Here is a 15,542-nt window from a genome sequence, read left to right as displayed (position 1 = left end):
TTCTTAACAGAAATCATTTATGAATTACATAATAAGGTCAACCTTATTCAGGTTGATCATGCTCGCTGCTATAACAGTGACGCAACTGAATGCCCATGCGCAAACCGATATGGATGCGCTAATGATGGGTAAAAATAATTTTTGTACCGGCTTTATGGTCGGCAACAGCAGCTGGAAAAATTACTGGGAAGGAACACTCAAAAGAGACAACCCCAATTTAGGAACAGTAGGGTCAACCATGATTGGTATCATGGGCAACTACGGTATTAAAGACAACCTGAATATTTTATTCTCTGTTCCTTATATTTCTAACAGTGCTTCCGCAGGAACATTAGTAAAAAGACAAGGGTTACAAGACCTAACACTAACGGTAAAGTGGATGCCGGTTGAAACAACCATTGGCAAAGCAGATTTTTCCGTGTATGCATTGGGATCCTATTCAACGCCGCTTACCAACTATGTATCGGATTATCTGCCTTTGTCTATTGGGTTAGGTGCTAAAACAGCAATGGCCAGAATCATGGCCGACTATCAGCTCGGAAATTTTTTCACAACAGCTTCTGCTGCTTTTTTTACCAGAAGTAATGTTTCTATTGATCGGGTAACTTATTACACAACAAGAATGCATTATACCAATGAAGTAGAAATGCCCAATATGGCCAACTTCAATCTGCGCGCAGGTTACAGAAGTGGTAAGGGCTATGCGGAAGTAATTGCAGACATTATGCAAACCAATGGCGGATTCGATATCACCAGAAACAATATGCCTTTTCTGAGCAATCAAATGAATGCCAGCAGAATCGGCGTAGGATTCAAATACAATTTTGGAAAAGTAGAAGGATTGTCTGCAGTAGGCAATGCCATGTTTACCGTAGCGGGTCGCAATATGGGACAAGCAACGGCTATAAGTGCAGGTGTCTTTTACATTTTTGATTTCAATAAAAAATCCAACTCAAAAACACAAGAAAATGAAAGCAAATAAAACCAGCAAATGGTTATGGCTTCTATTCCCTGCTTTTGTTGCTTGTGAAAGAACCATAACAGAAAAAAATTTACAATACGAATCTTTAAATCCAACCAGTACAGACGCCAATGCAGGTGACTGGAAACCCGTCATATTAAATGTTGCCAATGAATTTCCGCTGGCAGCACCTACAGCTACCAATGTGGCAGTATACAATCGTGAGTTAACAGAAATCAAAGGTTTTCAGGCAACACTAACTGCTGAACAAAGAGCATCCATTCAGTATTGGAGTGCGGGTGGAGTATTAAGATGGAATGAAATAATGCGAGAACTGGTTGCCAAAAGAAATCTTCCACCAGCCGCCAGTGCAGATGGAACCTATCCAACACCCAGTGCAGCCAATCCCTTTGGCTATCCACAGTTTCCTTTTTCCAATCCGCCTTATGCTGCAAGAGCTTATGCATATGTAAGCGTTGCACAGTACGATGGATTGGTTGCGGCATACTATTATAAAAGATTGTACAATCGTCCGGCGCCACATACCGTAGATGCCAATATTAAACCATTGGTTCCTGCCACCAATCTTCCTTCTTATCCAAGTGAAGATGCCGTGGTAGCAGCAGTAAGTGTGGAAATGCTGAAATTGTTATTCCCTGCCGATATTGCATATATACAGCAGAAAGCAGACGAACATATGCTGGCCAGAATCATGGCAGGTATGAATACAAGATCAGATATTGAAGCAGGCGTTCAACTAGCCAGACAGGTGGCGGCAAAAGTGATTGCACGCGCTGCAGGAGACAATATGTCCAGAGCGGTGGGAACACCCGCACAATGGGCAGATTTGGAAACACAAACGGCTGCAACCGGAGAAATGCCCTGGATTAGCAAGGAATTTCCCAAGCGTCCACCCATGCTCCCTTTTTTCGGAAGAGTAAAACCTTTCCTGTTCGACTCATTAACCACTATAGCCATTCGTCCTGCAGCACCGCCTTCCACTAAATCAGACAAGTTTAGAACGGAGTTAGAAGAAGTAAACTTCTATTCTAAAAATGCCACCAGAGAACAAATCCGCATAGTTCATTTCTGGGGTGATGGAATAGCAACGTATACTCCACCCGGGCATTGGAATGAAATTGCCTGCGACGATTTTGTAAAGCAGAAATTCAGTGAAGTAAGATGGGCCAGAAATTTAGCCTTATTGAATATGGCAGAAATGGATGCAGCCATTACCTGCTGGGATGCCAAGTTTGCGTATTTTAATCCCAGACCTTCACAGGTAGATCCCAGTATTAAAACGCATACAGGATTACCTAATTTTCCATCATATATATCCGGTCACTCTACTTTTAGTGCAGCTGCTGCAACCATCTTAGGACATATTGTTCCGGCAAGAGCCAGTGCCTACAATGCCATGGCGCTGGAAGCTTCTTTATCCAGATTATACGGAGCTATTCACTATCGCTCAGATTGTGAAGTAGGACAGGCACAAGGGGTAAAAGTAGGCAACTATGCCATTGCGCGTGCGCAAACAGACGGTGCAAATTAACGCAACTCAAACACAGCAAACTGGTAGGGCTCCATCACGAGGTATTCGTGATCGGGTCCTACTTTTTGTTTTTTACCTGTCCAGCAATCATGCACTTCTGTTGGAGCAAAGCCATGTTCTTTAAATAAGTACCAGGTAATATAAGCCGCTTTATTATTGAAGTTAAACAAGCAATAATAGTGTTTGCCTTCGCCATGTCTAATGAATCCGGCCACATGAATATTGTGAGGGGTTAACCAGGTAATATTTTTCTGATCGCTGAATGCGGTAATGGATTTTCTTAATTGAATCAATTGTTGGGTAGCACTGAAAATGCGTTGTTCAACACTGCCGGCAACTTTTCTCAATTCATTCTTTTCCCAGCGAATCACCGGACGATGCATCCATCGGTTGTCATAACTTTTACCCGGATCTACCAAATAGCTGTAATCATTGGTATAGCCCACTTCATCGCCATAAAACAGCATCGGGATACCACCCAGCAGCATGGATTGTGCCTGCATCAAAACAATTTTGGAAATGGCTATTTGAACAGCAGGATTATTTGCAGCATTGATTGGGGTTTCATTTTTTAATTCTGAATCATTTTTTAATCCTGAATCAGAAGAAACCAAATCTCCCGCCAATGCTTTTTCCAATCCACAGAGGGAAGCTAAACTGCCGCTGATTCGGGCATCCTGTGTTTTGGGATTAACCGAAAACAGGGCGCCTGCAGCAGGACTATTGGGATAGTTTCCTGAATAAAATTCCTTTAAAAATTTTCTATGTTCATAGGAATTAAAACCCGCTGCAGCAATCATGGAATCATCATAACCCAATCCAATATCATCATGGCAACGGGTATAGGTAATCCAGGTGGTGCCCAGTGGTTTTTGTAACAACTCGTGTTGCGCAGCCAGCATTACACGGGTATCACCGGTGGCCAGTGCATCCCATTGCAAAGCCATCTGTGTAGCATTGTAAGCAATATCACATTCTTTGGCAACGAACGCATCCGTGCCAAAATATTTGATGATTTCTTTGGGAGCAACAATGGCTTCTCCTAATAAAGCCATACCCGGCGTGGCAATATGAACGCAGTGTTTAATCAGTTGTAAAAGCGTATGTGCCTTCGGAAGATTCTGACAGGTAGTGCCCAATTGTTTCCAAATAAATGCAGGGGCATCAATGCGTAAAATATCAACGCCTAAATTGGCATAGAAGAAAATATTTTCCAGCATGGCACTAAATACATCCGGGTTGGTATAATTCAGGTCCCACTGATAATGATGAAAAACCGTCATTACCCATTTATTGCATTCAGGAACAAAAGAAAAACTACCCGGAGAAGATTCAGGGAAAATTTCCGGCATGGTAGCGTCCAGCTGATCGGGAATTTCTCTGTTATCATACATGTAAAAAAAATCCTGGTATTTTTTATCACCCGCTTTAGCTTTTTTAGCCCACTCATGCTGATGCGAAGTATGATTGAGTACAATATCAATCATCAGGTACATGCCGGCGGCCTGCATTTTTTCCTGTAAAATCTTAAACTCATTTAAGGTGCCAAAGCGTTCGTCAATTTTTCTGAAATCAGAAACAGCATAACCGCCATCGCTTTCTCCTTCCGGACTTTCGAACAGGGGCATCAGGTGTAAAAAGTTTACGCCCAGTTCCTGCAGATAAGGCAGTCGCTCAGGCATACTTTTTAAGTTGCCGGCAAAGCGATCTACGTATAAACTCATGCCCGTAATTTGATTGCTGGCAAACCAGGCACCCTGTTGTTCTTTTAACGTATCTCTTTTGCGAAAGGCGGGCTTGCGTTGCTTATACGTTTCAATAATCAGTGTCAAAATATTTTCGAATGCCTGCAAAGATTTTGATTCTCCGGAAGACTTGGCAGAAGCATGAAATACGGACAGATTCCCGCCTGTATTTCCGTATATGGAAAAATAGAGATCCTGCAAAGTATTGGCATTGGCAATCATGCGTAAATAAAATGCATGGTCGGCTCCGGCAATGTCCATCAAATGGGTAAGGCAGAGCTCTTTTATTTTTTTATGAAGTTCGTATTGAAACACAGTGGGGAGAATTAAAATATCAACAATGAATAATTAGTAAATGAAGTTAAAATGCTTAATTAAAAATCTGATTGTTCAAATGCTTAAAAGCTTCCATGGCACCCATGTACTCGCAAGTGCGTGCACCAGCTTTGTTGGCATTGGTAACCATATGCGACCACATTTCCAGGGAAAGCTCATTGATGGTTACCGGATCCAGTTTGCTTAATTGGTATAAAACTGCACCCACAAAAGCATCTCCTGCTCCGGTTGTATCAACGGGGTTTACCGGAATGGAAGGAATGATGTATTGTTGGCCGTTAAAGCCCAATAGGGTTCCATCTTTTCCAAGTGTAATAGCAAACACACCCCTGGTTTCATCTAACAATACAGTAGTAGCAGCTTCCAGGGTTGGGGTGTTGGTTAGCAACATGGCTTCTTCGTCGCTCACTTTAAAGAAATTGCAATTGCGTAAAAAATGCCAGCTCTGGCTTACAAAAGAATCGGTGTTGTTTTTAAACAACAAGTGTCTGTAGTTGGGATCGAAACTGATGAATATATTATGGTGCAGCGCTTTCTGTAGCAGGTGCAAATAAGCTGCCTGCAAAGGGCCTGGTAAAAAACCGGTTGCCGATCCAAAATGAATAATCGAAATATTATTCAGGTTGATGGAATCAATATCGTCAATGGATAATTGTGCATCGGCGCCTCGGTTAAAAACAAAATCCCTTTCCCCATTATTCATCAAAGACACAAATGCAAAAGTGGTAAAATGATTCGGGTCTTCCAGCATGGCTTGAATTCCCACTCCAAAGGAGCGCATGGTTTCAATCAGCTGATGTCCAAAAGGGTCTTTTCCTACTTTGGCTGCCAGTTCCACTTTACCGCCCAGTGCAGCAATGGCCGCAGCTACATTGGTAGGAGCGCCTCCGGTCTTTTTTAAGAAATTCGATCCCTCCGATAAAGACATACCCTTATCTGTACAGATCATATCTATTAAGGCTTCGCCGATACAAAGTATTTTCATGGAAGTTTTTTTCTGATTAAAGAAAGTTATTTGTTGAATCAGTAGTTTGTCATTTAATGAATCTTATTTTATGAAGCAGCTGGTGTTCAGGTTAATGCCCTCCCCCGGACACCGCCTGAATTTCCCCTTCAGGTTTTACATCTTTAATTAAAAGGGTAGCAGCACAGGCAAGCAGCAACAATACGCCCGCAAAAGAAATGGCTTTACCTGAATCGTTGTTTAAAAAGTTTTGCAGCACCCATCCAAAACTGGTGGTTTGCAAAATCATCGGAATCACAATCATCATATTAATGATACCCATGTACACACCATATTTCTCTTTGGGTATATCGTTCACTACCATCAGGTAAGGAATACCCATCATGCTGGCCCAGGCAATACCAAATCCAGCCATTGGTACAAAGAGCATAAACTTGTTTTCAATTTGCGGAAACCAGATTAAAGCCAGACCTGCCATTAACAAGCAAACGATATGTACTTTCTTAGGGCTGAATTTTTTGGCCATCCATACCAATGCAAATGCCGATAAAAAAGTAACCACATTGTACCAGCCATTTACCAATCCTGCCCATCCCACTGCTTCTTCGTACAAGGTTTTGTTTTCACCGGGGCTGGTTTTCCATACCGACTGAGCAATACTTTTAGAAGCGTTCTGCCAATAGCAGAACAAGGCATACCATTGAAATAAATACACCAATGCCAGTTTCCACATTACCGAAGGCATATGAACAATGGCTTCACCTATTTCTATAAAGGGTTGAAGCAAACCTTTTTTTTGTGCACGAAGGGCTGCCAGTTCTTCAGGAGTGGGAGGTATTTCCGGTGTTTTGGAAATGCTCCATAAAACAGAAGTGATGGAACAAAAAGAGCCCAGAAAGAAAGAACCAAAAACCCAGTATGGAATAGCGCCATGCTGACCGGGAATATATTTCTGAAAAAGGAACAAAGAAATATTGGCCAGGGTAATACCCAGGCCGGTAAAAAAACTCTGAGTTAAAAATCCGGTGGCCAGCTGATCACCCGGAAGTTTATCAGCAATAAAAGCACGGTAGGGTTCCATGGCCGTATTGTTGGCAGCATCCAGTACCCATAATAAACCGGCAGCCATCCAAAGGGTAGAACTGAAAGGGTACAAAAACAAACACAAGCTGCAGAACAGGGCACCTATAAAAAAGTAGGGTTTTCTGCGGCCGAAGCGGGGATGCCAGGTGCGGTCGCTCAATACCCCAATAATGGGTTGAATTAATAATCCCGTCATGGGACCGGCCAGATTGAGCAAGGGAATTTCATCGGGCTTGGCGCCTAAAAAATCATAGATCGGATTCACGGCGCTCTGCTGTAAGCCAAAGCTGTATTGAATTCCGAAGAAACCCACGTTCATGTTGATGATTTGCATGAAACTGAGTTTGGGCTTGCTCAACTGCATATAAAGTATGTTAGTCTTTAAAAATAGCGATAAAATTGGTTTAATTTCGCCCCATGCAACATGCTTTTACCTACGAGAAGAAAAAAGTGATTCAGGGGTTACGCTACCATTTTGTGCAAAGGCCCGAAGTGAAAATATTGGTTGTGCTGGTGAATGTATTTGCTATTGTTGCCGCCATTCTGTTTTACAGTAAAAAAATACGACCCGAACCCTTCTTGTTGGGTTCCTTTATCTGGGTATTGATGATGGCTAGTTTCTGGTATATTTTGCCGAATTCCATTTACAAAAAAGCAAAAGATACTTTCCTCGACAAGTTTACCATTGCTTTTAAAGATAACGGTGTAACCCTGGAAAATGAAAGGGGCTATATGCACTGGAACTGGAACGAGTTCACGCATTATTTTGAAAGTCCTCATTTCTTTCATCTGTACTTTAGTGCCAAGTCTTTTTTTATGGTGCCCAAAGAAGGAATGGGAGATGAATTCCGCCATGAGTTAAGGGGGGCCTTAACGAGAGGAATTCAAACAAAATAAATGTAAGGGAAGTCGGCGGTTTTAATCACCCAACTAATCCGAAAGTTCCTTGCCCATGATTACATGTGGAATGGTAAGCTCAATAAAAGGCTCACTCATAACTTCATAGCCCAGTTTTTCAAAAAAATGTACAGACTCTTTGCGGGCATGCATGATAATTTTTTCAAAACGATTGTCCCTGGCCAGGTTTTCAGCAAACTGTACCATAGCCCTGCCAATGCCCTTACCCTGTAAACCGGACAATACAGCCAGTTGGCGCAATCTTACGGTATCGGGCGCAACTTTCACCAACATGCAGCAGGCTTCCATAATACCCTCATCGGTATAGGCTAATAAAATATGATTCTGTTCTTCGGATAGTTCTTCCGCATTAAAATCCAGGCCAAGGGGTTTACGCAACAACTGGCGCCTCAATGCTACCATTTGTTCGTATTCTGCGGATCCATGTTGAATCATTTTTAATGCCATAGCACTAATATAACCATAAAATGTATATTTTTGCCGCAGTAAACAAAAACTTTTACAATGTCAGACATCGCAACAAGAGTAAAGAAAATCATCGTAGACAAATTAGGTGTAGACGAAGCTGAGGTTACCAATGAAGCTTCTTTTACCAACGATCTAGGTGCAGATTCTTTGGATACCGTAGAATTGATTATGGAATTCGAAAAGGAATTCAATATCTCTATTCCTGATGAGCAGGCTGAAACCATCACCACTGTAGGTCAGGCTGTTGCTTATTTAGAAGAGCACGCTAAGTAAGATATCTATTTAGTTAGGAATAATTTTAATCCGCCTTCTGATACAAGCTTGGAAGGCGGATTATAACATAAACAGGTTTGTTGTATGCAATTGAAGCGCGTAGTTGTTACAGGTATTGGTACTATTACTCCTATTGGTAATAATCTGGAAGATTATTGGCAAGGGTTATTGAATGGTATTTCCGGTGCAGCACCTATCACTTTATTTGATGCAAGTAAATTCAAAACCCGTTTTGCCTGTGAAATCAAGGGTTTCGATCCTACCAGTTTCATGGAGAAAAAAGAAGCCAGAAAGCTGGATCGCTTTGCACAATTAGCTATTTATGCAAGTGATATGGCAGTGGCCGACGCTAAAATATCTGCTGAAAATATTGATGCAGATAGAGTAGGGGTGATTTTCGCCAGCGGTATTGGAGGCCTCCGTACTTTCCAGGAAGAGATGATGAATTTTGCGGCCGGCGACGGAACGCCAAGATTCAATCCTTTCTTTATTCCTAAGATGATTTTGGATATTGCAGCGGGACAGATCTCCATGCGTCATGGATTTCGCGGACCCAATTTTGCGGTAGTAAGTGCCTGTGCGTCCAGCACCAATGGCGTTATTGCTGCAGTAGACACCATTCGTTTAGGTAAGGCCGATATCATTATTAGTGGTGGATCAGAAGCCGTTATTAGTGAAGCTGGCGTTGGAGGATTCAACTCCATGAAAGCCATGAGCGAAAGAAACGATGATCCTGCAACAGCAAGCAGACCCTACGACAAAGACAGAGATGGATTTGTAATGGGAGAAGCAGCTGGTTGTTTGGTATTGGAAGAATACGAACACGCCGTTAAGCGTGGAGCCAAAATTTATTGTGAGATTGCAGGAGGCGGAGCCACTGCAGATGCCTACCATTTAACTGCTCCCCATCCGGAAGGACTGGGTGCGCGCAACGTTATGATTGCAGCTTTGAAAGATGCAGGTATGCAGCCCGATGAAATTGATTATATCAATACCCATGGAACTTCTACTCCATTAGGAGATGGTGCAGAAGTAAAAGCCATTACCGAAGTATTTGGCAGCCATGCGTATAATTTAAATATCAGTGCAACAAAATCTATGACCGGACATTGCCTGGGTGCAGCCGGTGTAATAGAAGCCATTGCATGCATTCAGAGTGTGATTCATGATATTGTTCCCCCTACAATTAATCACTTCACAGATGATCCTGAACTGGATCCGAAATTGAATTTTACTTTCAACAAGCCACAGCAGAGAATTGTGCGTGCGGCTTTAAGTAATACATTCGGATTTGGCGGACACAATGCCTGTGTAATCGTGAAAAAATTCGTAGCATAACAAGTGCAATTTTTAATAAAGCTATTTAAACCCAAAGCTGATTCAGCGTTTGAAGAACAGCTCCGCAATATGCTTGGCATTATACCAGGTAATATGCAATTGTATCGTAGTGCCCTTAGCCATCGTTCGGTTAAGGAAACGCCAGACGAAAACAATGAGCGCCTTGAATTTCTCGGAGACGCAGTATTGAGTGCGGTTGTAGCCGATTATCTTTTTAAATTGTATCCATACAAAGGCGAAGGATTCCTGACGGAAATGCGTTCCAAAATGGTAAACCGGCAGCAGCTGAATGATATTGCCCTGAAAATGGGTTTACGCAAATTAACTTTCTACAACAAGTTCGATAATGCCCTGAAAGGAAGCCAGATTTTTGGCAATACGCTGGAAGCTTTAATAGGGGCTGTTTACTTAGACAAGGGATATCCCAAAACACAGAACTGGATCCTGAAACAAATTGTGATTCCGCATTTGTTTATGGAAGACCTGGAAGTGATAGATATCAATCTGAAGAACAAATTGATTGGCTGGGCCAATAAAAACGGCAAGACCATTACTTTTGAAATGGCCGATGAAAAACTAGAAGGCAACCGCCGCGTATTTACCATGAACGCAGTACTCGACGGCGAAATTTTTGCACAGGGAAAAGCCGGCAACAAAAAAGACGCCAGTCAGATAGCCGCGCAGGTGGCCATTGAAAAGCTGGGCCTGTAGGGTTCCCCATTTTCAAAAATTTCATCTACTATAAAATGTGTGCATCCGGGTGATGAATCTCCTGGCACAATTCAATCAGGACCCCATTGGTTCCCTTGGGATGTAAAAAGCAAACCCATTTATTGTCCGCTCCTTTTTTCGGAGTTTCATTTAAAAGGGTAAATCCTTCCGCTACCAATCGCTGCATTTCGGCATGAATATCGGTTACATCAAAAGCAATATGGTGCATGCCTTCTCCTTTTTTGCTGATGTATTTGGCAATCACCCCTTCCGGATCGGTGGAAGCCACCAGTTCAATTTTAGATTCCCCGGTTTTAAAAAAAGCCGTCATTACTTTTTCGGAAGCCACTTCTTCGGTTTTATAGCAGGGCGTATTGAGTAATTTTTCAAAAACAGGGATGCTTACAGCCAGGTCATTTACCGCGATTCCGATATGTTCAATTTTATTCATGATAATTATTTTATATATGTGGTTACGAATTGAGGAAAAACAACTCCTGTGTACCTCCTGCGCCAAAATTATAGAACCTATTGTTATACTTTTGCGTTATAAGCAAAAACAAGCAATCATTTATGTTGAAGTTACCTGTTTACTTAGACAATAACGCCACTACACCCATGGATCCAAGAGTTTTGGAAGCCATGATACCTTATTTTACCGAGCATTTTGGTAATGCCGCCAGCCGTAATCACCCTTTTGGATGGGAAGCAGAAGAAGCGGTAGACTATGCCCGTGAGCAAGTAGCTAAATTGGTAGGTGCCGATCCCAAAGAAATCATTTTCACTTCCGGTGCAACCGAAGGGGACAACCTGGCTATTAAAGGTGTTTATGAAATGTATGCTTCAAAAGGCAACCATATCATCACCGTAACTACCGAACACAAAGCGGTTTTGGATACCTGCAAACACCTTGAAAGAGCGGGTGCTGAAGTAACTTACTTAGAAGTTAAGCCTGATGGATTAATTGATCTGCAGGAATTGGAAGCGGCTATTAAACCTACTACCATTTTAATTGCCGTAATGTATGCCAACAATGAAATTGGTGTAATTCAGCCGGTGAAGGAAATTTCTGCTATTGCCAAAAAGCACGGCGTATTGTTCTTCTCTGATGCGGTTCAGGCGGTTGGTAAAATACCGGTAGACGTAAACAAAGACGGAATTGATATCATGGCATTTACTGCCCATAAAATGTACGGTCCAAAAGGAATCGGTGCTTTATATGTACGTCGTAAAAATCCACGTGTTAAGGTAACAGCCCAAATGGATGGCGGTGGCCACGAGCGCGGAATGAGAAGTGGTACTTTGAACGTTCCGGGTATTGTTGGTTTTGGTAAAGCCTGCGAATTGGCTCGCCTTGAAATGGCCGACGATGCTGCCCGTTTAAGCAAATTGCGCGATAAATTAGAGACTGCTCTAATGAGTTTGGAAGAAGCATATGTAAACGGAAACAGAGAGCACCGTTTGCCACATGTTGCCAATATCTCTTTTAAATATGTAGAGGGAGAAGGATTGTTGATGGGCTTTAACAAGAACATCGCATTGTCTTCTGGTTCTGCCTGTACTTCTGCTTCTTTAGAACCCAGTTATGTATTGAAAGCATTGGGTTTAGGAGACGATTTAGCACATAGTTCATTGCGTTTTGGTTTAGGTAGATTTACAACCGAAGAGCAAATCGACTATACCATTAAGGCAGTAAGCGATACTGTATTGAAACTAAGAGACATGAGCCCGCTATGGGAAATGTTCAAAGAAGGTGTAGATATGGATAAAATTGAGTGGGCTCACCATTAATAGTGGTCTCAACTAAACAAAATAAAATTTTAACCCTAACAAAATAAATAAATATATCATGGCATACTCAGAAAAAGTAATTGACCACTACAATAACCCTAAGAACGTAGGTACTTTGGATAAGTCTAAAACCAACGTAGGAACAGGATTGGTAGGTGCTCCGGAGTGTGGAGACGTAATGCGTTTACAAATTGAAGTAGACGATGCAACTGGTGTTATTACAGATGCTAAATTCAAAACCTTTGGATGTGGCTCTGCCATTGCTTCTTCTTCATTGGCAACTGAGTGGTTAAAAGGTAAAACTTTGGATCAGGCAGTAGCAATCGACAATATGGAATTGGTAGAAGAACTAAATCTTCCTCCGGTAAAAATCCACTGTTCTGTATTGGCAGAAGACGCAATCAAAAGCGCCATCAACGATTACAGAAAGAAGAATGGTTTAGAAGAACTGGTGTTCGAAGAAAGAATTCACTAATTGTGTTAAATAGAATTGTATGAGTGAGATAGCTGCAGAAAATAGCATATACGTAAGCGACAAAGCCAAGGCCAAAGTTAAACAACTGATGGACGAAGCAGGTGTTGCGGGCGATTCAAGCTATTTCTTAAGAGTAGGTGTTGTGGGTGGAGGTTGTTCTGGTCTTAGCTATAAGCTGGATTTCGACAACGAGATCAAACCCATGGATCAGGTTTTTGAAGACAATGGTGTGAAAGTGGTGACAGATTTAAAAAGTTTTCTTTACCTGGTAAATACCGAGCTTGATTTCTCTGATGGATTGAATGGCAAAGGTTTTTATTTTAATAATCCCAATGCCAGCAGAAGTTGCGGATGTGGTGAAAGCTTCGCGGTTTAAAACCGAAAGCCCAATTGCGATTCCATATCAGCGACCAACTTTGTTAAATTAAAAGCAATCAATAGTAAAGCCCCGATTCGTCGGGGTTTTTGCGTACAAAAACTTTAGATTTGGGCTATGTGGAAGATCTGTAAAAAAGAGTGGCAACAGTTTTTTGCTTCTTTAACCGGATACCTGGTGCTCAGTGTATTTCTGGGTGTAACCGGATTGTTGTTTTTTGTATTTCCAGACACCAGTCTGCTCAATTTTGGCTACGCCAGCCTGGCCCCCTTTTTTCAGTTAATGCCCTGGCTCCTGTTGTTTTTAATTCCAGCCATCACTATGCGCAGTATATCCGATGAAATGCGCACGGGCACTTTTGAAATTTTACAAACCCTTCCCCTTTCGCTGCGACAAGTCATAGCCGGAAAATACTTCGGCACTTTATTAATTATTGCAGTGGCATTGTTTCCAACCGTAATCTATGCCATCTCCATGCAAGCTTTAAGTATTACCGGTGGGATTGATACTGGCGCAACCATCGGGAGTTATATCAGTTTGTTTTTACTGGCCGCAGTGTATGCAGCCATTGGCATATACGCCAGCAGCGTAACCACCAATACCATTGCAGCATTTGGGTTAGGGGCGATTATTGGTTTTGCTTTATTCGCCGGATTCAGTTCCCTTGCACAACTGCCTCTGTTCAGCGGCGGCATGGATTATTATATTGAATTGCTGGGCATTCAAATGCATGCAGCCAATATAAGCAGGGGTGTGATGGCGCTATCCGATATTTTATATTTTATTGGTCTGATTGTTTTTTTCTATACCTCACACAAATACAATTGCAACAATCTGCCAAGCAGAAAAAGCAATTGGGTATAGCAGTGCTTGCTCTGATAGCCATTTCATTTGCAGGCTCAAAACTCAATCAGCGTCTGGATTTAACAGAAGACAAAAGATTTACCTTAAGTCCTTCCACCATTCGCATGCTGGAAAAAATTGACTCAACGGTAAAAGTGGAAGTGTTTCTAACGGGTGAATTACCTGCAGATTATAAGAAGTTAAGTCTGGCCACAGCCGATATCCTGGAGTCTTTTAATAGTTATGCCAACAACCAGATTAAAGTAGAATTCATAGATCCGGTAGAAGGCCTGGCAGACGATACGGCCAAAGCCATGCGCTACGATAGTTTACAGAAAATGGGTATTGTATTTGAGCAGGTAAATAACCAATGGGTATTACCTTCTGCCCTGGTCTATTTTAAAAATAATCAGCCTCCCATTCCGGTAGATTTAAGAAGCAGCAGAAAAATTTACAAACAGTTCAATGTAATTGCAGAAGAGCCACAGGAAGATGTGGAAGCTACTCGCAATGCAGCAGAAGCGCTGCTCGAAAACAAATTTGCTACTGCCATTGATAAAATGACCAGACAGGATGTGCCAACAATTGCGTATGTGGTAGGGAATGGACAACCCACCGATTTAACGGTGAACGATTTAGGAGAAAGCTTACGCAACGAATACCGTTTGGGTATATTCAATTTAAAAGAGGGTTATCCGGATGCGTCTATCATAAAGACCCTGCTGATGGTGAAGCCCAAAGCAACTTTTACAGACGAAGATTTGCTGAAGCTGGATCAGTATGTAATGAATGGAGGAAATATCATTTGGTTCATCGACAAGCTGCATGCAGAACTCGACAGCTTAAAAAGAACAGAAGGACAATACACGGCTTTCGACCGAGGACTGGGTCTTGATGAACTATTGTTCAAATATGGAGTAAGAATCAATGGAGACTTAGTGCAAGATTTAAATTGTTCAAAAATACCATTGGTAGTAGGCCGTAATCCGGATGGAAGTATCCGCATGCAAAGAATGCCCTGGCCTTATTATCCCTTGTTATCCTCCCGAACCCCCAATCCTATATCGGCTAATCTGGACAGGGTATTACCTATATTCCCCTCCAGCATAGATACGGTAATGGCAAAGGGTATTCAGAAAACCATCTTGCTCTCAACCGATTCAAGCAGCCGCATACTACCTTCTCCTGCAGTAGTGTCACTCAATAGTGTGCAAACAGAAGAAGACCTGTACAGTTTTAACAGAAGTTATATACCGGTAGCTGTTTTACTGGAAGGAAAATTCAATTCTTTATTCAGTAACCGCCTACCTAAATCGGTAATGGATTCTGTGAAGCAATTTACGGGCAGGCCCTTTTTAGCCAAGGCCAATAAAGAAGGGAAACAAATAGTAGTGGCGGACGGAGATATCGTAACCAACGAAATCAGCCAGACTACCGGGCCTTTGCCAATGGGAATGATACAGATGGAAAATTATCGCTTTGCCAATAAGGCCTTCTTTTTAAACAGTGTGGATTATCTGTCTTCTGATAATTCGCTTTTTGAAAGCCGAAACAAAACCGTAGTCCTCAGATTGCTGAACAAACAAAAATTACAGGAGCAAAAGACTTTATGGCAGGGGATTAACGTACTTTTACCCGTCATTGTAATTCTGCTTACCGGATTCATTTTCCAGTGGTGGAGAAAAAAGCAATACAGCATTTAATTATA

The 15,542-nt window shown here is 42.0% G+C and carries 16 protein-coding genes; 11 read left to right on the top strand and 5 right to left on the bottom strand.

The window, feature by feature from the left end; all coding sequences use genetic code 11:
- Window positions 1–19: 19 nt before the first annotated feature.
- Window positions 20–982: a transporter gene (locus P767_RS16445; protein ID WP_216593223.1), complete on the top strand. Its 963-nt coding sequence runs from the start codon at window positions 20–22 to the stop codon at window positions 980–982.
- A complete protein-coding gene (locus P767_RS0108400) occupies window positions 969–2,513 on the top strand; it encodes a vanadium-dependent haloperoxidase (protein ID WP_026764148.1) in 1,545 nt (514 codons plus the stop codon). The genes P767_RS16445 and P767_RS0108400 overlap by 14 nt, the downstream gene beginning before the upstream one ends.
- On the opposite strand, the gene P767_RS16440 is transcribed toward P767_RS0108400, so the two are convergent.
- From P767_RS16440 to P767_RS0108385, 3 genes are all read right to left on the bottom strand, one after another.
- The gene (locus P767_RS16440) at window positions 2,510–4,573 is read right to left on the bottom strand and encodes an alpha-amylase family glycosyl hydrolase (RefSeq protein WP_157611438.1); all 2,064 of its coding nucleotides are present in this window, start codon (window positions 4,571–4,573) and stop codon (window positions 2,510–2,512) included. The genes P767_RS0108400 and P767_RS16440 overlap by 4 nt on opposite strands.
- A gap of 55 nt (window positions 4,574–4,628) precedes the next feature.
- Window positions 4,629–5,579: a carbohydrate kinase family protein gene (locus tag P767_RS0108390; protein ID WP_026764147.1), complete on the bottom strand. Its 951-nt coding sequence runs from the start codon at window positions 5,577–5,579 to the stop codon at window positions 4,629–4,631.
- Window positions 5,580–5,670: 91 nt separating this feature from the next.
- Complete coding sequence (locus P767_RS0108385; RefSeq protein ID WP_216593222.1) at window positions 5,671–6,975, bottom strand: MFS transporter; 1,305 nt, start codon at window positions 6,973–6,975, stop codon at window positions 5,671–5,673.
- Between the two features lie 83 nt (window positions 6,976–7,058).
- Here P767_RS0108385 and P767_RS16435 point away from each other — a divergent pair, with 83 nt between their 5' ends.
- Window positions 7,059–7,538, top strand: a complete 480-nt coding sequence (locus tag P767_RS16435; RefSeq protein ID WP_051417238.1) for a YcxB family protein — start codon at window positions 7,059–7,061, stop codon at window positions 7,536–7,538.
- A 33-nt stretch (window positions 7,539–7,571) separates the two neighbouring features.
- Here P767_RS16435 and P767_RS0108375 read toward each other — a convergent pair whose 3' ends face one another.
- Window positions 7,572–8,006 (bottom strand): GNAT family N-acetyltransferase, encoded by a 435-nt coding sequence (locus tag P767_RS0108375; protein WP_026764145.1) that lies wholly within the window; start codon window positions 8,004–8,006, stop codon window positions 7,572–7,574.
- A gap of 57 nt (window positions 8,007–8,063) precedes the next feature.
- On the opposite strand from P767_RS0108375, the gene P767_RS0108370 reads away from it, so the two are divergent.
- The 3 genes from P767_RS0108370 to rnc all read left to right on the top strand — a co-directional run bounded on the left by P767_RS0108370 (window position 8,064) and on the right by rnc (window position 10,349).
- On the top strand, window positions 8,064–8,300 hold the full coding sequence (locus tag P767_RS0108370; protein ID WP_026751146.1) for an acyl carrier protein: 237 nt from the start codon (window positions 8,064–8,066) through the stop codon (window positions 8,298–8,300).
- Window positions 8,301–8,384: 84 nt separating this feature from the next.
- Window positions 8,385–9,638, top strand: a complete 1,254-nt coding sequence (gene fabF / locus P767_RS0108365) for a beta-ketoacyl-ACP synthase II (RefSeq protein WP_026764144.1) — start codon at window positions 8,385–8,387, stop codon at window positions 9,636–9,638.
- 3 nt (window positions 9,639–9,641) lie between these two features.
- Window positions 9,642–10,349, top strand: coding sequence for a ribonuclease III (gene rnc / locus P767_RS0108360; RefSeq protein WP_026764143.1), 708 nt, complete (start codon window positions 9,642–9,644; stop codon window positions 10,347–10,349).
- Window positions 10,350–10,377: 28 nt separating this feature from the next.
- On the opposite strand, the gene mce is transcribed toward rnc, so the two are convergent.
- On the bottom strand, window positions 10,378–10,800 hold the full coding sequence (gene mce / locus P767_RS0108355) for a methylmalonyl-CoA epimerase (protein ID WP_037351699.1): 423 nt from the start codon (window positions 10,798–10,800) through the stop codon (window positions 10,378–10,380).
- Between the two features lie 122 nt (window positions 10,801–10,922).
- Here mce and P767_RS0108350 point away from each other — a divergent pair, with 122 nt between their 5' ends.
- The 5 genes from P767_RS0108350 to gldG all read left to right on the top strand — a co-directional run bounded on the left by P767_RS0108350 (window position 10,923) and on the right by gldG (window position 15,537).
- Complete coding sequence (locus P767_RS0108350) at window positions 10,923–12,140, top strand: IscS subfamily cysteine desulfurase (protein WP_026764141.1); 1,218 nt, start codon at window positions 10,923–10,925, stop codon at window positions 12,138–12,140.
- 58 nt (window positions 12,141–12,198) lie between these two features.
- Window positions 12,199–12,615: a Fe-S cluster assembly scaffold IscU gene (gene iscU, locus P767_RS0108345; protein WP_026764140.1), complete on the top strand. Its 417-nt coding sequence runs from the start codon at window positions 12,199–12,201 to the stop codon at window positions 12,613–12,615.
- A gap of 19 nt (window positions 12,616–12,634) precedes the next feature.
- Window positions 12,635–12,991, top strand: a complete 357-nt coding sequence (locus P767_RS0108340) for a HesB/IscA family protein (RefSeq protein ID WP_026764139.1) — start codon at window positions 12,635–12,637, stop codon at window positions 12,989–12,991.
- 117 nt (window positions 12,992–13,108) lie between these two features.
- Entirely contained in the window at window positions 13,109–13,855 is a 747-nt protein-coding gene (locus P767_RS16430) for an ABC transporter permease subunit (protein WP_051417237.1), read from the top strand.
- On the top strand, window positions 13,816–15,537 hold the full coding sequence (gldG, locus tag P767_RS0108330; protein ID WP_051417236.1) for a gliding motility-associated ABC transporter substrate-binding protein GldG: 1,722 nt from the start codon (window positions 13,816–13,818) through the stop codon (window positions 15,535–15,537). The genes P767_RS16430 and gldG overlap by 40 nt, the downstream gene beginning before the upstream one ends.
- The last annotated feature ends 5 nt before the right edge of the window (window positions 15,538–15,542 follow it).

Origin of the sequence: Sediminibacterium salmoneum NBRC 103935 (assembly GCF_000511175.1) — a bacterium.
Taxonomy (GTDB): domain Bacteria; phylum Bacteroidota; class Bacteroidia; order Chitinophagales; family Chitinophagaceae; genus Sediminibacterium; species Sediminibacterium salmoneum.
This window is presented reverse-complemented; position numbering and strand designations above follow the sequence as displayed.